This window comes from Mesorhizobium sp. B2-4-1, assembly GCF_006442185.1.
Lineage (GTDB): Bacteria > Pseudomonadota > Alphaproteobacteria > Rhizobiales > Rhizobiaceae > Mesorhizobium.
This window is the reverse complement of sequence record NZ_VFVN01000006.1, coordinates 200,468-220,680: the sequence shown is the minus strand read 5'-3', so window position 1 is coordinate 220,680 and position 20,213 is coordinate 200,468. Positions and strand designations below refer to the sequence as shown.

At 66.0% G+C, this 20,213-nt stretch carries 19 protein-coding genes; 3 read left to right on the top strand and 16 right to left on the bottom strand.

The window, feature by feature from the left end; translation table 11 throughout:
- Window positions 1-9: 9 nt before the first annotated feature.
- On the bottom strand, window positions 10-1,401 hold the full coding sequence (locus tag FJ949_RS17530; RefSeq protein WP_140497720.1) for a sigma-54 dependent transcriptional regulator: 1,392 nt from the start codon (window positions 1,399-1,401) through the stop codon (window positions 10-12).
- Window positions 1,398-3,203 (bottom strand): sensor histidine kinase, encoded by a 1,806-nt coding sequence (locus tag FJ949_RS17525; protein ID WP_140497718.1) that lies wholly within the window; start codon window positions 3,201-3,203, stop codon window positions 1,398-1,400. Before FJ949_RS17525 ends, FJ949_RS17530 begins: the two co-directional genes overlap by 4 nt.
- A gap of 323 nt (window positions 3,204-3,526) precedes the next feature.
- Between FJ949_RS17525 and FJ949_RS17520 the strand changes: the two genes are divergently transcribed.
- Complete coding sequence (locus FJ949_RS17520; RefSeq protein ID WP_140497716.1) at window positions 3,527-4,855, top strand: dicarboxylate/amino acid:cation symporter; 1,329 nt, start codon at window positions 3,527-3,529, stop codon at window positions 4,853-4,855.
- Window positions 4,856-4,975: 120 nt separating this feature from the next.
- Here FJ949_RS17520 and FJ949_RS17515 read toward each other — a convergent pair whose 3' ends face one another.
- The 6 genes from FJ949_RS17515 to FJ949_RS17490 are packed head-to-tail and all read right to left on the bottom strand — an operon-like array spanning window position 4,976 to window position 10,255.
- Complete coding sequence (locus FJ949_RS17515) at window positions 4,976-5,986, bottom strand: ROK family protein (protein WP_140497714.1); 1,011 nt, start codon at window positions 5,984-5,986, stop codon at window positions 4,976-4,978.
- The gene (locus FJ949_RS17510; RefSeq protein WP_140497712.1) at window positions 5,983-6,705 is read right to left on the bottom strand and encodes a ribulose-phosphate 3-epimerase; all 723 of its coding nucleotides are present in this window, start codon (window positions 6,703-6,705) and stop codon (window positions 5,983-5,985) included. Before FJ949_RS17510 ends, FJ949_RS17515 begins: the two co-directional genes overlap by 4 nt.
- Window positions 6,702-7,535: an alpha/beta hydrolase gene (locus FJ949_RS17505; RefSeq protein WP_140497710.1), complete on the bottom strand. Its 834-nt coding sequence runs from the start codon at window positions 7,533-7,535 to the stop codon at window positions 6,702-6,704. The genes FJ949_RS17510 and FJ949_RS17505 overlap by 4 nt, the downstream gene beginning before the upstream one ends.
- Window positions 7,532-8,353: a sugar phosphate isomerase/epimerase gene (locus tag FJ949_RS17500; protein ID WP_140497708.1), complete on the bottom strand. Its 822-nt coding sequence runs from the start codon at window positions 8,351-8,353 to the stop codon at window positions 7,532-7,534. The genes FJ949_RS17505 and FJ949_RS17500 overlap by 4 nt, the downstream gene beginning before the upstream one ends.
- A complete protein-coding gene (locus tag FJ949_RS17495) occupies window positions 8,353-9,429 on the bottom strand; it encodes a Gfo/Idh/MocA family oxidoreductase (RefSeq protein WP_140497706.1) in 1,077 nt (358 codons plus the stop codon). The genes FJ949_RS17500 and FJ949_RS17495 overlap by 1 nt, the downstream gene beginning before the upstream one ends.
- A 4-nt stretch (window positions 9,430-9,433) precedes the next feature.
- Window positions 9,434-10,255, bottom strand: coding sequence for a sugar phosphate isomerase/epimerase (locus FJ949_RS17490; RefSeq protein ID WP_140497704.1), 822 nt, complete (start codon window positions 10,253-10,255; stop codon window positions 9,434-9,436).
- A gap of 175 nt (window positions 10,256-10,430) precedes the next feature.
- Between FJ949_RS17490 and FJ949_RS17485 the strand changes: the two genes are divergently transcribed.
- Entirely contained in the window at window positions 10,431-11,579 is a 1,149-nt protein-coding gene (locus tag FJ949_RS17485; protein ID WP_140497702.1) for a Gfo/Idh/MocA family oxidoreductase, read from the top strand.
- A gap of 23 nt (window positions 11,580-11,602) precedes the next feature.
- Complete coding sequence (locus tag FJ949_RS17480; protein WP_140498100.1) at window positions 11,603-12,553, top strand: alpha/beta hydrolase; 951 nt, start codon at window positions 11,603-11,605, stop codon at window positions 12,551-12,553.
- On the opposite strand, the gene FJ949_RS17475 is transcribed toward FJ949_RS17480, so the two are convergent.
- The 8 genes from FJ949_RS17475 to FJ949_RS17440 all read right to left on the bottom strand — a co-directional run bounded on the left by FJ949_RS17475 (window position 12,541) and on the right by FJ949_RS17440 (window position 20,176).
- Window positions 12,541-13,575, bottom strand: coding sequence for a LacI family DNA-binding transcriptional regulator (locus tag FJ949_RS17475; protein ID WP_140497700.1), 1,035 nt, complete (start codon window positions 13,573-13,575; stop codon window positions 12,541-12,543). The two genes, FJ949_RS17480 and FJ949_RS17475, sit on opposite strands and share 13 nt — an antisense overlap.
- A 290-nt stretch (window positions 13,576-13,865) precedes the next feature.
- A complete protein-coding gene (locus FJ949_RS17470) occupies window positions 13,866-14,657 on the bottom strand; it encodes an SIS domain-containing protein (RefSeq protein WP_140497698.1) in 792 nt (263 codons plus the stop codon).
- A 40-nt stretch (window positions 14,658-14,697) separates the two neighbouring features.
- Window positions 14,698-15,468 carry a GntR family transcriptional regulator gene (locus FJ949_RS17465; protein WP_140497696.1) on the bottom strand — a complete coding sequence of 257 codons (771 nt, stop codon included), beginning with the start codon at window positions 15,466-15,468 and terminating at the stop codon, window positions 14,698-14,700.
- Entirely contained in the window at window positions 15,465-16,340 is an 876-nt protein-coding gene (locus FJ949_RS17460) for an ROK family protein (protein WP_140497694.1), read from the bottom strand. Before FJ949_RS17460 ends, FJ949_RS17465 begins: the two co-directional genes overlap by 4 nt.
- A complete protein-coding gene (locus FJ949_RS17455; RefSeq protein ID WP_140497691.1) occupies window positions 16,337-17,074 on the bottom strand; it encodes a PIG-L family deacetylase in 738 nt (245 codons plus the stop codon). Before FJ949_RS17455 ends, FJ949_RS17460 begins: the two co-directional genes overlap by 4 nt.
- Window positions 17,071-17,928, bottom strand: a complete 858-nt coding sequence (locus FJ949_RS17450; RefSeq protein ID WP_140497689.1) for a carbohydrate ABC transporter permease — start codon at window positions 17,926-17,928, stop codon at window positions 17,071-17,073. The genes FJ949_RS17455 and FJ949_RS17450 overlap by 4 nt, the downstream gene beginning before the upstream one ends.
- The gene (locus FJ949_RS17445) at window positions 17,925-18,857 is read right to left on the bottom strand and encodes a sugar ABC transporter permease (RefSeq protein WP_140497687.1); all 933 of its coding nucleotides are present in this window, start codon (window positions 18,855-18,857) and stop codon (window positions 17,925-17,927) included. The genes FJ949_RS17450 and FJ949_RS17445 overlap by 4 nt, the downstream gene beginning before the upstream one ends.
- A 50-nt stretch (window positions 18,858-18,907) precedes the next feature.
- Complete coding sequence (locus FJ949_RS17440; protein WP_140497686.1) at window positions 18,908-20,176, bottom strand: extracellular solute-binding protein; 1,269 nt, start codon at window positions 20,174-20,176, stop codon at window positions 18,908-18,910.
- Window positions 20,177-20,213: the final 37 nt, after the last annotated feature.

The window sequence follows — 20,213 nt, the reverse complement described above, 5'->3', positions numbered from 1 at the left end:
GCGCAACGCCTATGTCCGTCCCCGAACAGGGTGCCGGTCCGGGGTGCCACCATTGCGGAATTCGGAGGCGGAAATGCCGTAGCGCTTGAGCTTGTCGTAGAAAGTCTTGCGCGGCACGCCGAGTGCGTCGATGGCCCCGCGCACGTCGCCGGCATGATCGCGCAAGGCCTCGCGGATGAGTTGCGCCTCGTAGCGGCCGACCCGTTCGGGCAGCGCCGCCGAGGGCTCCGGCAAGCGCGCGGACGTTGCCCTGGCCTCCTCGTCGGGCCCGAGGCCAAGCGCGACCCGGTCGGCAAAATGCGCGAGCTCGCGCACATTGCCCGGCCAGTCATGCGACTGGAGATGGTCGCTCACCGCGGCATTCACGGCCGCGACAGGACGGCCGAAACGCTGCGAGGCGTTACCTAGGAAATGCCCGAACAGCATCGGGATGTCGCCGCGCCGCTCGCGCAGCGGCGGGATGCGCAGCGTCACCACGTTGAGGCGGAAATAGAGATCCTCGCGGAAATCGCCGCGCTGGTCCGGCCGGCCTAGATCGACCTTCGTTGCCGCGACGACCCGCAGATCGAGGCGGCGCGTTTCGTTGGAGCCGAGCGGGGTGAGGCTGCGCGTTTCCAGCACCCGCAGCAGTTTGACCTGGAGCGGCGGCGGCATGGATTCGATTTCGTCGAGGAACAGCGTACCGCCGCTGGAATGCTCGATGCGGCCGATCCGCCGCCGCTGCGCTCCGGTGAACGCACCCGGCTCGTGGCCGAACAGCTCGCTCTCGATGACGGTCTCCGGCAGGGCGCCGCAATTCAGCGCCACGAAAGGCTTTGCGCGGCGCCGGCTCCATCGGTGCAGGAGATCCGCCACCACCTCCTTGCCGGTGCCGGTCTCCCCTTCCACCAGCACGTCGACATCCATGTCGGCGATCTGACGCAAGGTCTCGCGCAGGCGGCGGATGGCGGGCGCCTCGCCGATCAGCGGCAGGCCGTCGGCGGCCTGTGCGGCGGCCTCGTGCAGCCGCCGGTTCTCCATCACCAGCCGCCGCTTTTCGCTTGCCCGCTTCAATGCCTCGACAAGGCGCTCGCCCGCATAGGGTTTCGGGATGAAATCGTAGACGCCGTCCTTGAGCGCCGCCACCGCGAGATCGACATCGCCATGCCCGGTGACCAGGATCACCGGTATGTCGATGTCGATCGCCCTGATGCGATCGAACAGCTGCAAGCCGTTCATGCCGGGCATGCGGATATCGCTGACAACCACGCCCTGGAAATCCCGGTCGACGGCGGCAAGCGCTGCCTCCGCGGCCTTGAACGCGATCACGCCGAAGCCGGCAAGCTCGAGCAATTGCGTGGTGGCGTGAAGCAGATCCGCGTCGTCTTCGACGAGCGCGACCAGCCCTGATCCCTCAGTCATTCAATTCGCCTCAGATCTATGGTGAAGGATGCGCCTTTCGTGCTGCCCGGATCGAGGCGCAGCGTGCCGCCCAGTTCCTGGGCGATCTCCTGCGAGATCACCAGACCGAGGCCAAGCCCCTTTTCCTTTGTGGTCTGGAACGGCATGAACAGATTGCCGGCCGCTTCCGGCCCGAGGCCAGGTCCATTGTCGCGCACCGAAACCAGCACCCTGTCGTCGCGCTCGGCAAGCTCGATCTCGATGCGCGGATCGGGCCGGTCCTTCAGGGCATCCAGCGCATTCTGCAAGAGATTGACCAGGATCTGCTCCAGCCGGATTCGGCTGGCCATGACCGTCGGCGAGGCGGTGCCGCGCGGCTTGACGACGGTCACGCCGGAATCGCGGATGCGGCCGGACAGGAGCGACAGCGCGCCGTCGATCGCTTCGCGCACGGGCAATGGCGAGGCGGCGACGCTTGGTCGCCGCGCGAAGGTGCGCAGCGTGCTGGTGATGGCGCCGATGCGCTCGGTCATCGACACGATCGATGTCAGGTTGCCCGAGACGGATTCGACCTTGCCGCCATGCAGGAAGCGGCCGGCATTCTCGGCGTAGGTGCGTATCGCCGCCACCGGCTGGTTGATCTCATGCGCGACGCCGGCGGCGATCTGGCCGAGGATGGAAAGCCGGTTGGCCTGGGCGAGGTCGTCGCGCAGTCGGCGGACCTTGGCCTCGGCGTTTTCGCGCTCGGCGATCTCGCCGGCAAGGGCGGTGTTGGAGCGGGTCAGTTCCGCCGTTCGCGTGCTTACCCTGCTCTCCAGTTCAGCATTCATGCGCGCCAGCGCTTCCTGCCTCACGCGGCGCGCACGGCGGCGCCTGAGAAGCACGTAGGCAAGTAAACCCGTGAACAGCAGCGCCAGCAGCGTGGTCAGGCGTGCCGTGTTGGCGGCCGACGTCAAAGCGGCATCGGCAGGCGTGAGCAGCCACAGACGCCAACCGGGAACGGCGCCGGGCAGGTCCTGCGCCACTTCGACGAACTGGCGCGATTTTCCGGCATTGTCGATTGTCGCCAGGCCGTCACCGGCACCGCGTCGTATCGGCAGCGGTTCGAAGCCGGTTTCGGCAAGTTGAAGCTGCGCGTGAGCTGTCGCGGCATCCGCGGCCGAGAGCGGCGCAAGCGCGTGGAACCGCCACTCGGGCCGGCTGGTCGCCAGCACGACACCGCGCTCGTCGGTGACGAAGACGACAAAGCCGCTGGAGCGCCAATTGGCTTCGACGCCGTCGAGTTCGACCTTCAGTACGGCAACGCCGAGCGGCGTCTTGCCGTCATCGACGCGGCTGGCGAGATAAAGTCCCGGCCTGCCGCTGATCGTGCCGAGGCCATACTGGCTGGCGGCGCCCTTGGTCATGGCGTCGGTGAAATAGTGGCGGAAATTGTAGTCGATGCCGACGAAGCTGCCCGGCTCGCCGGCGTTGCTGGCCGATATCGCGATGCCTGCCGTGTCGATGACATAGATGGCGGATGCCGAGGCATCGGCGGCAATGGCCCGGAGCTTGTCGTCGAGCGCCGTCTCTTGCGTTTTGCCGGCCCGGCGCAACGCGTCGCGCACGGCATCGTCGCGTGCCAGCACCAAGGGAACGAGACGCTGCTTTTCGATTTCGCCGGTCAAGGTGCCCGCCGCCAGCGGCAAGGCTGCCAGTGCTCCGTCGCGCAGATCGCCGGCAGCCTGGTTGGCGGCAAGGCGCCCGGCAATCGCGACCGCTCCCGCCAGCATTGCCAGGCCGATCAGGAGAATGAGCCAGCGGCCGTCACGCAGCCTGGCCATCGCTTCGCGCAGCAGGTCGCGGCCGGCGAACTCCGGGGATGCGCTATCGGTGTCTGCCTGCGGCGTCTGCCCTCTCCACCGTTCGCTGTTCAGCAGCCACTGTAATGCGAAACTCCGCCCAGGCAAACAAGGGCGAGTGCGGAAATCCGCACAGGCCTCCATCGAAGCGGGGACAAAACTGCCGGGAATCCAGGGTTCCGGCCTTTTCTCGATCTGGCACGGCGCTTGCAAAACTCCCGACAGCGGCGAGCGACCGGAGCGCCGCGATGGGAGAAGTCTTGCGGAGCGGCGCGTGCCGTTCCCTCCGGCCAGGGAGATAGCAGATGCACATGGCAGACCAATCACGCGCGCCCGCCGCGCAGCGCAAGCCGCTCTACGCCCAACTCTACGTGCAGGTGCTGGTGGCGATCACCGTCGGCATCCTGCTCGGCCATTTCTATCCGTCGCTCGGCGAGAGCATGAAGCCGCTTGGCGACGCCTTCATCAAGCTGGTCAAGATGATCATCGCCCCGGTTATCTTCCTGACCGTCGCCACCGGCATCGCCGGCATGAGCGACCTGCAGAAGGTCGGGCGTGTCGCCGGCAAGGCGATGCTCTATTTCCTCACCTTCTCGACGCTGGCGCTCATCATCGGCTTGATCGTGGCCAATGTCGTGCAGCCCGGGGCCGGCTTCAACATCGACCCGGCGACGCTCGACGCCGCGACCGTCAACAGCTACGCCGCCAAGGCGCACGACCAGTCGGTCACCGGCTTCCTGATGAACATCATCCCGACGACCATCGTCGGCGCCTTCGCCGACGGCGACATATTGCAGGTGCTGTTCTTTTCAGTGCTGTTCGGCATCGCTCTGGCGCTGGTCGGCGACAAGGGCGCGCCGGTGCTCAATTTCCTGCAGGCGCTGATGGCGCCGATGTTCAAGCTGGTCAGCGTGCTGATGAAGGCAGCCCCCATCGGCGCCTTCGGCGCCATGGCCTTCACCATCGGCAAGTACGGCATCGGCTCGGTCATCAACCTCGCCATGTTGGTCGGTACCTTCTACATGACCGCTTTCCTGTTCGTGTTTATCGTGCTGGGCGCCGTCTGCCGCTACAACGGCTTCTCCATCCTGTCGCTGATCCGCTACATCAAGGAGGAGCTGCTTCTGGTGCTGGGCACCTCGTCTTCGGAAGCGGCACTGCCCTCGCTGATGGAGAAAATGGAGAAGGCCGGCGCGAAGCGCTCGGTGGTCGGCCTGGTCATCCCGACCGGCTATTCCTTCAACCTCGACGGCACCAACATCTACATGACGCTGGCCGCGCTGTTCATCGCGCAGGCGACGAACATCCACCTCTCCTTCGGCGACCAGATCCTGCTGCTCCTGGTGGCGATGCTTTCCTCCAAGGGGGCGGCCGGCATCACCGGCGCCGGCTTCATCACCCTTGCCGCCACGCTTTCGGTGGTGCCGGCCGTGCCTGTCGCCGGCATGGCGCTTATCCTCGGCGTCGATCGCTTCATGTCGGAATGCCGGGCGCTGACTAACTTCGTCGGCAATGCGGTGGCGACGCTGGTGGTGGCGCGCTGGGAAGGCGAACTCGACGAGGCCAAACTGGCCAGGGCGCTGGCGGGAACGGCCGACGATAGCCTGCCGGCGGACATCGTTCCAGCCGAGTAATCCGCACGGCTGCACAGCGATAGTAAATGGCCGGAGGCATCGCCGCCTCCGGCCATTTTTCGTGTGTTCACCGTGTGAGGCGGCAGGACTTGCGCACGCCGCGCAGCTTGAGCTCGACCATCAGTGTCCGCCCTCGTGTCCGGGATATCTGCTTGGCCCTTCGACAGGCACGCGGGCTGTGCCGTCGTCGAACAGGACAAGGCTTGCCGCGCCGACCAGCCCGGCGTGGCGGCCGAGCTGGGCCTGAACCACCGGCACGTCGCGATAGGCGCGCATGGCGCGCTGGCGGATGGTCGCCTCTATTGCCGGAGCCATCAGATCGAGGCCATTGGCGATGCCGCCGCCGACGACCAGCACGTCGGGCGAATAGAGATGCAGGAGGTTGGTGAAGCCGACGCCGAGCCAGCGCGCTTCCTCCTCGAGCAAGGCCAGGGCGAGATCGTCCTGCAGCCGCGCCGCATCGACGACATGGCGGCCCGTCACCTCGCCGTTGGCCGAGAGGCGGCGCAGCGTCGAGCCGTCGAAGGCCGACGTCGCGGCATTGGCGCGGCGGCCGAGCGCGGTGCCCGAAGCGATGGCCTCGAAACAGCCGACGACACCGCACATGCAGCGCTCGCCTTCATTGGTGATGGTCATATGGCCGATCTCGGCGGCAAGGCCGCGGCGGCCGTGCAGGATGCGCCCGTCGACGACGACGCCGCCGCCAATGCCGGTCGAGACGGTGACGAAGACAAGCGAACGGGCACCGTGGCCGGCGCCGAAGCGCCACTCGCCAAGTGCCGCGGCATTGGCGTCGTTCTCCAGCCGCACCGGCAGGCCGAGCCGCCGCTCGAGAATGTCGGCGAGCGGCACGTCCAGCCAGCCGGCAAGCGTCGGCGGCCCGACGGCGATGCCGGCCAGCGGATCGAGCGGTCCCGGCGCGCCGACGCCGACGCCAAGGATGGCGAGCGCCGGCGCCTCGGCATGGATGGTCGCGGCGAGAGCCTCGATCTGGCCGATCACCACTTCGGGACCGGCCTGCGCCTGCGTCGGCACCGCCGCGAACGCCAGTATCTTGCCATCACGGTCGACCAGGGCGGCACGAAGCTCGGTGCCGCCCAGATCGATCGCGAGAGCGGCCTCGTTGCTCATGCCGCGACTTTCAGCCCGTGCAGCCAGCCGATGCGGCCGGCCAGATCCTTGTCACCGAAGGCGAGCGAACCAAGAACGACGGTCTCGGCGCCCGCGGCACGCAGCAGCGGCACCGTCTCGTGGCGGATGCCGCCGTCGGCGGCAAGAACCACGTCCGCCTCGCGGCCGGCTTTCCTCAGGATGGCGCGGGCAGCGCCCAGCCTGTCACAGGCTTTCTCCGAAAGGCCTTGCCCCTTGACGCCGATCGCGGTTCCCAGAAGCGTGACGAACGCGACTTCGGACACGAAGGGCCTCACCGCTTCGACGGACGTTTCCAGCCGCAGCACGACGCCGGCTTCGGCGCCAAGTTCGCGCGCCAGCCGCACGGCGCGCAATCCTGCTTCGCCATTCTCGGCATGGACGCTGATCATGTCGGCGCCGGCCTCGATGAATTGGCGCGTCTGTTCCTCGACGATTGTCCCGTCGACCATCAGATGGACATGGATGGGCTTGGCCGTCAGTTTGGCAATACGGGCGACCAGATCGGGAAAGAACAGGAAGGACGGCGCGAAGTAGCCGTCAGCGACATCGATGTGGTGAAGATCGACATAGGGTTCGATGCGCCTGAGGTCGCTCTCGAAATTGGCGAGATCGGCCGACCAGAGCGAGAACTCGGCGATCAGACGATCGCGCGGCAATGCGGCGATGGCGGCCGGGCCTGAAAGGGGTTTCGAGATCATGACTGGTCCTGGTTGTTGAAATTTTTATCGAGAAAGCCGCCGATCGCGGCACGGATTTCGGCGAAGTGGCGATCCCTGTCGGTGGCCTTCGGTGTCACCTCGGTGAAGATCGCGTTGAGGATTGTCTTCACCAGTTCGCGGGCAGTCGCCAAGGGATGGACGAGGTCGACGCCGCTTCCGACGACGAGTGTGGGGATTGAGAGCGCAGAGGCTGCGGCCCGCGAAACGCCGGGCCCATCGCCAGCGATTGCCTGCATCATTTCGGCGAAGTCCGCTGCATTGTCGCGCTCGAAGAAACCGAGAAGGGAAGCCAGATTGTCGGGTGCCTCGGCGCGGAACCGGGCGGCCGTGGCCGAAGCGGCAAAGACGGCGCGCGCCTCGTTCGGCGGACGGTTTCGGATGAGCTCGGCCACTTCCGCATAGGGACGCATGTTTTCAGGGGCCGCGTCGAAGGCCCAGGCAGGCCGGACCAGCACCAAGCCGCTGACGCGCTCGGGATGCCGGACGGCCAGGCGCAGCGCGATCGCCGCACCCATCGAGATGCCGCCGGCGACGAAGCGTTCGATGCCGGCCGCATCGGCGGCGGCCAGCACGTCGTCGGCGAACATGGCGATCGAAAAGGGGCGCTTATGGCCGGCACCGGAGCCGCCTTGGGCCCGGCATTCGACGGTGAGCCGGCGTCGCGACGGGCTGTCGGGAAAATTCTGCGCCACCTGGGCGGCATCACCGCCGAGACCGTGCTGGAAGACGACGGAAAGCCTGCCTTGCTCCGTGTCGAAGATACGAAGCGCAGCATCGTCGCGAAGCATGGTCGTCGGTGCGACGCTCATCGGAGCAGGCGGCGCAGAAAGGCGGCAACGGCGGGAGCTTCGTCGGCCGACAGTCCGTGCGTGACAAGCGGGCCATCGAATTTCACAGTGTTCAGCCGCGCGACGAAATCCGGAAAATCGACAATGCCCTCCCCTGTTGTGGCAAAGCGGCCGTCGGCATGCCGGTCCTTGGCATGCGCCATGGCTATATGGGCAGCGGCCTCGTCGATCGCCGCCGCGACGATGGCGCGCGCCTCCTCCGGCGTCGTATGCTCGAACAGGTTCGCCGGATCGAGCACGATCTTCAGATGCTTCGAGCCCATGTCGGCGATCAAGCGGGTGGCATCCTTCGCCGAGGTGACGATGTTGGCCTGTTCGGGCTCGATGCCGAGATCGACGCCTGCGCCTTCGGCCAGCGCCAGCGCCTTTTCCATCTCAGTGGCCATGTCGGACCAAGCGGCCGGTGTGGCGTTGTCGGGATGATAGGCCCATTGGTCGGCTGCATTGCGCGAGCCGGTGCAGAGCGTGACCAGCGGAATGTCGAGGGCGGCGGCTGTATCGATGACGACGGCAAGGCGGCGAAGACCATCATCGCGCACCGCCTTGTCTGGATGCGCCATGTTGTAGGTGCCCGACAGGGCGGCGAGCGATACGCCTGTTGATCGGGCGGCGGCGCGAATGGCCGAAATGGCTGCGTCCGGCACCGCATCGGGCATCGACGGCAGGCCGGCGCAAGCGAGATTGAATTGCGTCGTCTCATAGCCCGCCTGCCGCACTGCTTCCAGCACAACAGCCGGCTCGGTGCCCGCAAAGGTCTTGGCGAAGACGCCGAGACGCATCAGACCGCACCCGAGACGGAAGCGAGCTCGATCCGCTCGCTGGTCTCGACAGAGCGGGCAATGGCGACCATGGCGCGGATCGAGGCAATGCCGTCCTCGACATTGGCGCCGCGCATCGGCGCGCCGTTCAGCACCGTGTCGGCGAGACCTTCCAGTTGGCGGCGGAAGAAATGGCCGTCGGCGCCGAGCGGTTTTCGCGAGGTCGCGTCCTTCTCATGGAAGATATCGACCTCGCTGGCGCGGAAGTACCAGGGATTGAACGTCTTGGCGATGACGGAGCCGTTCTCGCCATAGAGCTGGAAACCCTCGTGCCAGTCCATGCGTACGGCGACGGTGAGATCGAGATGGCCGAGCGCGCCGCTGGCGAACTCGGTCTCGACGAACCAGCAATAGGCGCCGAAGCGTTCGTTGAGACGGGCGCGTACGGCCGTGATCTCGCCGCAGAGGAAGCGGGCCGTATCGACGAGATGCGAGCCGTGCGCCAGCATGAAATACTGCCGGAGATCCGCCTTCGGATTGCCGGACGGTTTCTTCGCCAGCTTGCTGGTGACAGGCAGCGGCTGCACCGCATCCGTGTTGGTGTAGCGGTGGGTGGAATCGCAATACCAGGCCTTCAGCGCCAGCACCTCGCCCATTTCGTCGCGGACGAAGTCGCGCGCCGCCTCCAGCGCCGGATCGAAGCGTTTCATGTGGCCGACCTGCAGGATCCTGCCGGAGCGTTTCACCGCCGCCGCCAGCGCCTCGCCTTCCTCGACCGAAGTTCCGATCGGCTTTTCGCACAGCACATGCTTGCCGGCGTCGAGCGCCTTGATCGACATCGGCACGTGATAGGCGTCCGAGGTGGCGACGATGACCGCTTCCAGCTCCGGATCGGCGAGCATCTCGTCATAGTCGGCATACATCTTCCGCGGCTCATAGCTGACGCCCATGCGGGCGAGCAGGTCGGGTGCGGCGTCGCAGATGGCGTAGAGGTCGGCATTGCCTGCCTTGACGCAGGATTCCAGATGCGCGAACTGCGCGATGGGGCCGCAGCCGAGCACGCCGACCCTGAGGCGCCTGTCCTGTTTCCTGATCATCGTCTCAGGCTCCGTAGCCGCGCATCGTCTGGCGGTTGGTCTTGACCGCGCCGGCAGGATCGGCGGCGGCCGTGTCGGATTCTTCCTCAAGCACCAGCCAGCCGTTGAAGCGCGGCGCCCTACCGACGATCTCGATCACTTCACGGGTGTCGCAGACGCCTTTACCCAGCATCGCCCAATCGCCCTTGGCGTCGACGTCCTTCAGATGGATGTAGCGGATGCGGTCGCGGTAGGTGGTAAGCGTATCGGCCATGTCCTTGTGGCCGCGCAATATGTGGCCGGTATCGGGCACCCAGCCGACCAGGTCGGGTTCGAGCAAGGCAAAGATCGCGTCGTAGTCGGCGCGGTCGAACAGCAGCGTGTTGTGGTGCGAACTCGGATGCACTGCGACCTGGACGCCGGCCTTTCGCCCGATCTCGCCGGCCCTGTTGTAGACCTCCGCGGCGATAGCGAATTTGTCGTCGCGCGAGCCGTTGGAGACGACGGTCGCCGAGCCCATCGAGACTAGCGCACCTGGGAAGGCGGCAGCGAAATCGATCCAGCGCCTCGCGGCTTCGAGGTCGGCGCCGATCTCGTCCTTCAGCGTGAACCCGCTTTTCGAACCGAAGGCGAAGGAGACCAGCGTCAGGCCGGATGCTCCAAGCGCCGCGGCGAACTCCGTCGGTTTGCCTGCATAGCGGCCGATCATGGTGTCGGTGATCTCGATGCCGGCATAGCCGCCATCGGCGATCGCCTTCAGGAGATCGTTGGGGCCGCCGGTCCAGGCCTTGCCGAGCATCTCCCAGGTGAAGGTCTGGCAGCCGACCTTGAGCTTCGTCTTCGTCATGTCGTTCATTCCTTGACGCCGCCCTGGGTTTCCTTGGCGCCCCTGGGTTTCGCATGGTCTATAAAAATTTTACGCGCGTCAATATTCAATATGTTGTATAGCGGCTGCGAGGAATGATCCATTGGCGGGCAACGGATCGGGCAGAGCGTGGCCGCATCGGAGGAACGACAAGAAAATGCACGGACAATCGAAGACGAAGCTTGGGATCGGCGTCGTCGGATGCGGCAACATCTCGATGACCTACCTGCGCAATGCCGCGCTTTTCGGCGGCATCGAGCTGCGCGCCTGCGCCGACATCTCGGCCGACATGGCTACCTTGCGCGCCAAGGAATATGGCATTCGTGCGCTCGGCGTCGATGCGATGCTGGCCGATCCCGAGATCGATCTCGTCCTCAACTTGACCATCCCGGCGGCACATTTCGACGTCTCGTTTTCGGCGCTTTCGGCGGGCAAGCATGTGTTTACCGAAAAGCCGCTGGCGACCTCGGCCAGCGACGGGCGCCGCCTGGTGTCGGAGGCGGCCAAGCGGGGGCTGCTGCTCGGCTCGGCCCCCGACACTTTCCTCGGCGCCGCCGGCCGGCGGGCGCGCCGCCTGATGGACGATGGCGCCATCGGCCGCGCCGTGACCGGCACAGCCTTCATGATGGGCCGCGGCATGGAGCACTGGCACCCCAACCCACAATTCTACTACCAGCCGGGCGGCGGCCCGGTGTTCGACATGGGCCCCTACTATCTGACCATGCTGGTCAATTTGCTCGGTCCCGTCCAACGCGTCATGGCAATGGCGACGCTGGGCCAGCAGGAGCGGCTGATATCAGCCGAGGGACCGTTCAAGAACACGACCTTCAAGGTCGGCACGCCGACCAACGTGCTGTCGCTGCTCGAATTCCGGTCGGGCGCGACAGTCACCTTCGGCGCCTCATGGGACGTTTTCAAGCACTCCAACCATCCGATCGAACTGCATGGCACGGAGGGCTCGCTGCGCCTGCCCGACCCCGACACGTTCGGCGGCACCGTGTCCTTGTCCGAGCGCGGCGCCGAGTGGAAGGATTTCCCCAGCGAGGGCGAACTCTACGGCGCCCGCAACTGGCCCTATGCCGCGCCCGACCGCGCCAATTATCGCATGCTCGGCGTCGCCGACCTTGTGCGTTCGCTCGCGACAGGTGCCACGCCCCGGGCGTCCGGCAATCTGGCGCTGCATGTGCTGGAGATCATGGAGGCGATCCTGCACTCCGGCGAAACGAAAAACCCGGTCGCCATTGCTGGCGATGTCGTCCAGCCGGCCCTGCTCTCGGAGGACGAGGCGCGCGGCCTGCTCGCCTAGATGCAATCATGACGGAGATTGCGATGACGCTCGATCCTGATGCTCTGCGTGCCCTGGAAATCGGCCGCGCGGCCGGCGGTGCGCCGTTCGAGAACGGCAGCGTGGCGGCGGCGCGGGCCGCCTACAACGCTTCGTTCCCGGCGCAGCAGGGCGAACATGAGCCGGTCGCGGCGACGTCGCAGCGGCAGATCGACGGACCGAACGGCCCGGTTCCGATCCGCATCCATCGCGGCATCGGCGCACCGCGAACCGGCGCGCGCGCCGTGCTCTATCTGCATGGCGGCGGCTGGGTCATCGGCAATCTCGATTCGCATGACGAGATCTGCCGCTGGCTGGCCAATCTGGCCAATGCCCTCGTCGTCTGCCCCGATTATCGACTGGCACCAGAGCACAAATTCCCCGCCGGGCTCGAAGACTGCGCGGCAGCGCTCCGCTTCATCGCGCAAGACGCCGGGGAGCTCGGCATCGATCCTGCCCGTATCGCCGTTGCCGGCGACAGCGCCGGCGGCAATCTTGCCGCCGTGCTGGCACTGCTCGCCCGCGATGGGCAAGCACCGCCGCTTGCCGCCCAGATCCTGATCTATCCCAACACCGATGCCTGCCAGACGGCGGACAGCTACCGCCGTTTCGGCAACGGCTTTGGACTGACCGCCGCCACCATGGCCTGGTTCCGCGACCACTATGTGCGCACCCCGGACGACATCAAGGACTGGCGCGTTTCGCCGCTGCCGGCACCGAGCCTTGCAGGCGCGGCGCCGGCGTTTGTCGTGACCGCCGGTCACGATATCCTGGCCGACGAAGGGACCGCCTATGGCGAACGCCTGCTTGCTGAAGGGGTGCCGCTGGTCCTGCGGCACTGGCCGGGCCAGATCCACGGCTTCGTCTCGATGGGCCGCTACATTCTCGCCGCGCGGCAAGCGATGAGCGAGGCCGCGGCCTGGCTCCAATTGCAGACGCGCGCTCAGGCCGACTGACGCATCACCAGGGTCGCGCCGAGCTTGACGTTTCGCACGAGGTCATGCGCGGGCGGGCGGGCCTCGTCGAGCAAGGCCAGCAATATCTCGACGCTGCGGCCGGCCATTGCGGCGAAGTCCTGCGCCATGGTGGTGAGCGGCGGACAGGTGTAGCGGCTCAACGGGTGGTCGTCATGGGCGGCGACACGGAAGTCGCAATCGGGCTTGCGGCCGATCTTCAGCCCGCGCGTGAAAGCGGCCGACATGATGCCGAAGGCGAGCCGGTCATTGGCGCACAGGATGGTGCGACCAGGCAGGCCTCCCTTGTCGAGCGTCCTTTCCATCCATTCATGGCCGATCCGCTCGAAGTCCCAGGTGTAGTCGCGCGCCGCGTTGATGACGACAGGCTCAAGGCCGGCGGCCCGCATCGTCTCGATATAGCTTTGCAGTCGCTCGCCCGAATTGTGGTTGACGTGCGGGATGTCGACATACACCGGCGGCTCGCCGGACCGGCAGAGATAATCGACCATGATCGACGTGCTCTGGTGGTTGTCGTTGCCGACGAAGGGCGTGTCACCCTCGATATAGGTGTCGAAATAGACGATCGGGATGTCTTTGCCCATCCGTTCGAAGACGCCCGGCTCGGAGACCGATCCCAGCGGGGCCACGATGGCGCCGGCCACCTTGAGCGAGGTGAGCGTCTTGACCGATTCCGACTCAAGCCTGGGCGAACCGTGCGAGGAGATGACGATCGGCCAAAAACCCTCGTCGCGGCAGCGCAGTTCAATGCGGCTGACCATCTCGGCATAGAACGGATCGGTAATCGCCGGCACGACGATGCCGACATTGCGGGTGCGCTTGCGGTTGAGATTGCGGGCGAAGAGGTTCGGCTGATAATCCGAGGAGCGAAGCGCGGCCTCGATGCGGGCGCGCGTCGCCGGCTTGACGCTCGTCGGATCATCGAAATATTTCGACAGGGTCGGCCGTGACACGCCGCACGCCCGGGCGAAGTCATCCATCGTGCGGTGCGTCTTTTCCGCCATCGATATTCAGGGTCCCTTGCCCTCGCCCGCCGCCCCGGCCGACACCAGTCACGCGGCCGTTGCCTGGAAGCAGCAATGCTCGACCGAACTTGTCCAGTCAAGTTTTAACGGTTCCCAATAGATCGCAGAGTCATTACGCGCGTCAAATTATTTATTTACGCTTTCAAAGCAACACTGGAGCTTCGGAAGGAAGCCAAGGGGATAGGCCCGGGTCTTGCATCGACGATGATAAGTTCGCATTGGGCGCATCCATGGGCGGGAGGCGTCCGCGACGCCTCCCGCCCCGAACATCATTCGCCCCGCATCGTCGCCTGGAAGGCCGGCAGGTGCTTTTTCTGTGCTTCCAGCATGCGTTCGCGGTAGACGCCGTAGATGACATCGGTGTCGTGCAGGGTCACGCCCGCGATCGTCGGCGAGGCGAAGACCGGCAGTTCGATGCCGCGCTTGGCGAGCTGCTCGGCGGTACGCGCGACCAGCTCATGCGCCAGGATCATGGCGAGCACCGTCGAAGAGCCGGAGACCGGACGGCTCCAGCCCTCGACCGGCACGATCGCATCCTCGATCGGCGAGCAGGTGTCGATGACGAGATCGGCCGCGTCGGCCAGTCGCTTGCCGGAGGAGTGCGTCGCGGGCTTGTCGAGATTGTTCTTGCTGGTGACCGCAACGACGAAGATGCCGCGCTTCCTGGCATAGAGCGCCGTATCGATGCCGGAAGAGTTGCGGCCGCTGTGGCCGAAGATGATGATGGAGTCACCCTTGTTGAGCGGCTGATGATCCAGGAATTTTTCGGCGTATTTCTCGGTGCGCTCCAGCCACAGCAGCTCACGCACGCCGCCGGCGCCGAGCACATTGTGCCACATCACGCGCGGGTCCGTCAGCGGGTTGAAACCGACATAGCTGCCGTAACGCGGAAACACTTCCTGCACCGGCAGCACCGAATGGCCTGAACCGTAGAGATGGATCAGACCGCCGCCTTCAAGCGAGTCGGCAAAGCGGCTGGCTGCCTGGCCAAAGGCCGCTTCATTGGTTTTCGCTGCCTGGTCGATGAGGGCGGCGAGACGGTGAATGTAGAGGTCGGACACGTGGGTACTCCTGTTAAGTGTCTGCTTGGGTGATGATGGATCAGCTTCGCGGATTTGACGGGACGCGCCCGGCGCGCAGCGTCGAGCGTATCTCGTAGCGGTCGCCGCGCATGATGGAGACGGTGAACTCGAACGGACCGCGCTCGTCGGTGGCGATACGCTCGACCACGAAAGCCGGACTGCCGATCGGCAGATCGAGCAGCTCGGCATCCGCCGCGCCAACCGCGCCGACGCGATAATTCTCGCGCGCCGCCACCGGCACGATGCCGTAGTGGCGCTCCAGCGCTTCGTACAGCGATCCCTGCAGCAGGCCGGCGTCGAGGAAGCCCGGCACACGTGCGGCTGAGAGCTGCGCCGTCTGGATGCCGATCGGTTCGTTGTTGCCGAGCCGCAGCCGCCGGATGCGCACCACCGGGTCACCCTCCTCAATCTCCAGCGCGCCGGCCGCTGCCGCATTGGCGGTGGTGAGGCTGCAATCGAGCAGGCGCGAGCCGGCAACGACGCCGATATTGCCCATCTCCTGAGTGAAGCTCGTCAGTTCGCGGGTGCCGGCGACGAGCGTGGTGGAGCGCACGAAGGTGCCGCGTCCGTGTTCGCGGCGCAGCAATCCGCTTTCCTCCAGATTGCGCAAAGCGTGGCGCAGCGTGATGCGGCTGACCCCGAACAGCGCGCCCAGCCGGTCTTCGGCCGGGATCTGGTCGCCCGTCGCCCATTCGCCGCTCTTGACGATGGCGCGGATGGCCTCCTCGACCTGATACCAGAGCGGCTCGGGCCTTCTGCGATCCGGCTGCTGAAAACTGGCTTCACTCATCGGATCTGTCTCCACCCGCTTCCGGCCTGCCCGGCCACTGCCGCACCGACCAGGCCTGCGCCAGGGCCGAACGCGCCAGCCTTGAGAGAAATGCCGCGCAGATGCGGCGGCAGTTGGCGCCGCAGCGCGGCAAGCAGCGGCGGTCCGATGACGTCAAGCGCATCGGCAAGGCCGCCGGAAACCAGGATCACCTGGGGGTCGAGCAGCGCGACGGCGCCGGCAAGCGCGGTGCCCAGCCGGCGCGCCGGCAGCTCGAGCAAGGTCTGTGCCGCGAGTTCGCCCGCCTGGGCAGCCGCGATCAGCTGGCGGCCGCTGGCAAGGCCGACCTGACCGGCAAGCGCGTCAAGCGCACGGCCCGATGCAACGCGCTCCAGCCAGCCGCTGCGCTCCTCGCCATGGTCCTTGATGTCGGCGCAGGCCCAGCCGAACGAGCAGGCGCCGCCATGCGTGCCGGCGACGATGCGGTGGTTGGCGAGCACCGCCGAGCCTATGCCCGTGCCGATTGCCAGCAGGATCGCATCCGACATGCCCTTCGCGCTGCCTTCAACGGCTTCCGCCAGCAGGGCGATCTGCGCGTCATTGCCAACGGCGACGCGCAATTGCGGGAACAGCGCCGCGATGTCGACACCGTCGAGCCAAGGGAGATTCGGGATCCAGCGGCAGACCGACCCCTCGACGAGACCTGGCACCGCCAGGCCCAACGCCTTGACCGCGCCAGCCTCGGCGCAAAGCGCCGCGATACGGGCGACGAAGGCATCAAGGCTTGCCGGCGCCGGTTCGCGGCTCGGCCTCTCCAGCGCGCTGACATTGCCGGACTGGACGGCGGCGCGCAGATTGGTGCCGCCGAGATCGATGGCCAGAACCCGCGTCATCGGCGCCCTCCGGCAGCCGGCGGCGCGAACAGACCGCTGCCGGCGTTCCAGGAATGCGAGGCCGCCGCGAAGGCCTGCGCATGGCGCGTGCCGCGCAGGCAGCCGCGCAGACGGTAGAGCGCGCTGTAGTAATCGACATAGGGGAAGCTGCTCAGGCCCCGCGCCAGCTCGTATTCATGCACCGCCTCGCTCCACGCCTCGAAGCCGTCGCTGACGTCGACCAAATGCTCGGGGCGGAAACCGTCATCGTCCTCCCAGTTCTCGCCGAACAGCAGCAAGCCCGGCGTAAAGGCGGCATGGTCGCGCGCAACGGTCGGCAAGGCGGCGAAGAAGATGCCGGTCTGCGTCAGCTTGGCTGCGGCGCGATGGTCCTTGTGCCAGCTGCCGTGCCAATGGGTTATGACCACTTCCGGCTTCAGCTCGCGAATGACATCGCACAGTTTCAGCGCCGTCTCGTCATCGGAAGGCAGGAAGGCGTCATGCAGGCCTAGATTGCGCATGGCGACGCCGAGGCGAGCGGCGGCCCTGCCCGCTTCCTCTTCCTTCTGGGCGCAATAATGCTCGGGGATCAGGCACGGATGGCCCTGCTCGCCCATGCTCAGGTGCAGGAACGTCACCGTGGTGCCCCTCAGTACGGCGGCCGCCGCCAGCGGTCCGGCGATCACCTCGGCATCGAAGGCATGCGCGCCGACGACCAGGATGGATTTGGCGGCATAGATCCTGTCCTCGATCATTTCATGCCTCCCCCGGCGCCGACGCCCTCGCGAATCTGGCGGGCGAGCAGACAATACATGATCAGGATCGGCGCCATGGAGATCGCCAGCGAGGCGAACACCAGGCCCCAATCGGTGCGGTACTGGCCGACGAAGACGCTGATGGCCAGCGGCACGGTCTTGTAGCGGTCGTCGAAGATGAAGATCAGCGGGAAGAAGAAGTCGTTCCACACGGCGATCGCCGTGAAGATGGCGACGATCGACACCGCCGGCTTCACCATCGGCAGGATGATCTGGAACAGGATGCGGACCTCGCCGGCGCCGTCCATGCGTGCCGCCTCGTCGAGTTCGGAGGGCAGGACGCGCATGAAATTGGCGACGATGAAGACGGCGAAGGGAATGCGGATCGCCGAATAGACGAGGATCAGTCCGGTCAGGGAATCCAGCAGGCCGAGATTGCGCATCAGCGTGAACAGCTCGACCGAGGCGAGCCTTATCGGCAGCATGATGCCGGACAGGAACAGGCCGAGCATGATGGCGTTCCAGCCCAGCCGGTAACGGCTGAGCGGATAGGCGGCCATGGCCGAGACGACGATGCTGAGGATGACCGTCCCGGCGGTGACGATCAGGCTGTTGATGAAATTGTGGCCGAGGTCGGCGCGCGTCCAGGCGTTGACGAAATTGTCGAAGGCCCAGCTTGCCGGCAGGCCGAGCCGGTTGTCGTAGATTTCGGCCGTCGACTTGAAGCAGGAGACGACGAGGATGTAGAGCGGCAGCAGCACGGCCGCCGTCCACAGGGCAAGCACCGTCCAGCCGGGCAGCCGCGAAAGCCGGCGCGAGATCACGGGATTGCCTGCCATGGTCAGCGCGCTCATAGCTGCACCGTGCGGCGGTCGAAGAAACGCAGCATCAACAGCGTGCCGACGCTGAGGATGAGGAACAGCATGGTGCCCAACGCCAGCGCCAGGCCGATGTCGGTGATGCCGACGGCGCCCTCCGCGCCGAAGGCCAGCCTGTAGAAATAGGTCACCAGCGTGTCGGTCGAATAGCTCGGATTGCCCTGCACGCCTTGCATCACATAGACGATGTCGAACTGGTTGAAGGTGTTGATAAAGGACAAAGTCGTCAGCGTGCCCAGCGCCGGCATCAGCAAGGGCAGCGCGACGGAGAACAGCATGCGCGCATTGCCGGCGCCGTCGAGTTTCGCCGCCTCGAAGATCTGGCCCGAAATCTGCCGCAGGCCCGCCGTGTAGATCAGCACCGGCAGGCCCATCCAGTTCCAGGCGTCGACGGCGACCAGCATGGCCAGCGCGGTGTGGCTGTTGCCAAGCACGGTCAGGCTGCCCTGATGCAGGCCAAGCCCGTTCAGCGCCCATTCGACCACGCCGCCCGGCACCAACAGCAGGCGCCACAGCGCACCGACGATGACCGGGCTCAGCACCGCGGGGAAGAAAAACACCGACTGGAAGAAGGCCGCACCCCGATCACGCAGGAACAGCAGCCAGGCGAACAGCAGTCCGATGCCGTTCTGGAAGACCATGATGCCGAAGAACCAGGCGGTGTTGTGCCAGAGCGCGCCGTAGAGCCTGGCGCTACTGGGGAAAACGAACAGGCGCGAAAAATTCGACAGGCCGGCGAACTCGGTGATGCGCAGCCCCTTCCAGATGAAGAAGCTGCCCCACAGCGACATCGCCAAGGGATAGAGGACGAACAGGGCGTAGACGGCCAGCGCCGGCAGGATGAAAAGCACGGCCATGCGCTGCTGCGTTCGCTTCAGGCTGCTTTTGCGGCGACGATCGATCATGCGTGGCTTGCCCGGTGGGAGGCCGGCCGCATTGCGGCCGGCCCGGCTCCTTACTGCTTCGGCTTGAACCAGGTGGCGACGGCGGCCTGCATGTCGGCCGCCAGCTTCTCCGGTGCGATGTTGCCTTCGACCATGTCGATGATCTCCGCTTGCAGGACGGAAGAGGCGGTCGGCGACTGCCAGCGGAAGCCGACCAGCGTCAGGTAGGGCGTCGAGTTCTTCGACATCTCCATCATCTCGGCCAATACCGGGTCCTTCACCGTGACATCGGTGCGGGCCGGCGGCCAGCCGAGTTCGTCGGCGAACATCTGCGCGAATTCGGCCGAGGCCATGAAGTCCAGCACCTTGATCGCGGCTTCCTTGTTCGCGCTTTCGGAGACGAGGCCGTAGGAGCCGTCCGAGAAGGCCGAGGTGTAGAGCTTTGCCCCCGCATCGTCGGCGGGGAACGGGAAGATCGAGAATTTCAGCTTCGGGTTCTGCGATTTGAAGCTGCCATTCTCGAACGAACCGCCAAGAAACATCGCGGCCTTGCCGCCAATGAACTGCTGGGTGGCGGTGGTGTAGTCGATCCCGGCGAAGCCGTCGGGGAAATAAGGCTTCAGCTCGGCGAAGCGCTTCAGCGCCGCGACATAGCGCGGATCCTCGAAGGTCGCCTTGCCGGTCATCATCTCGTCGTAAAAGCCGGGGCCGTAGACGGTCGGGCCGATGACGCCGACGCCGATCTCCAGCTCCCACGCCGAGCCGTTGGCGCCGCCGGTGGCGATCGGCGTGATGCCGGCCGCCTTCAGCTTGTCGCAGGCGGCGACAAAATCCTTGTAGGTCTTGGGAACCTCGATGCCCTGCGCGGCAAAGATATCCTTGTTGTAGAAGACGCCCATCATCGGCACCGAATAGGGCACGCCGTAAAGCTTGCCGTCGGCGCGGCCGCGCGCGCCGCCAAGGGCCGCGTCCGGCATGTTCTTCAGTTCCGGCACGCTCTCGTCAAGCGCGTCGAGATAGCCCGCCTCGACGAAGGGCTGCAATTCGCCATAGGCCTTGAGCTGGGCGATGTCGGGCCCGCGCCCGCCACGCAACGCCGTGCTCAGGCGGTTCTGGTAGTCGGCATCCGGCGTGAACTGGATGTTGACCTTGATGCCTGGGTTCTTGGCCTCGAAGGCATCGAAGATGCGGCGCATCGCGGCTTCGTCCTCGGTGCGCCAGCTCCACAGCGTCACCGTGCTGTCGGCCCGCGCCGGCAGGCTGGTGAACAGGCCAGCGCAGGCGGCAAGGCCGCCGATCAGGCCCAGGGCTGCGCGTCGGTGAATTGAAAGCATGCTCATTGCCAGTCTCCCATTTTTATCTGTCCTTGGCGTCCCA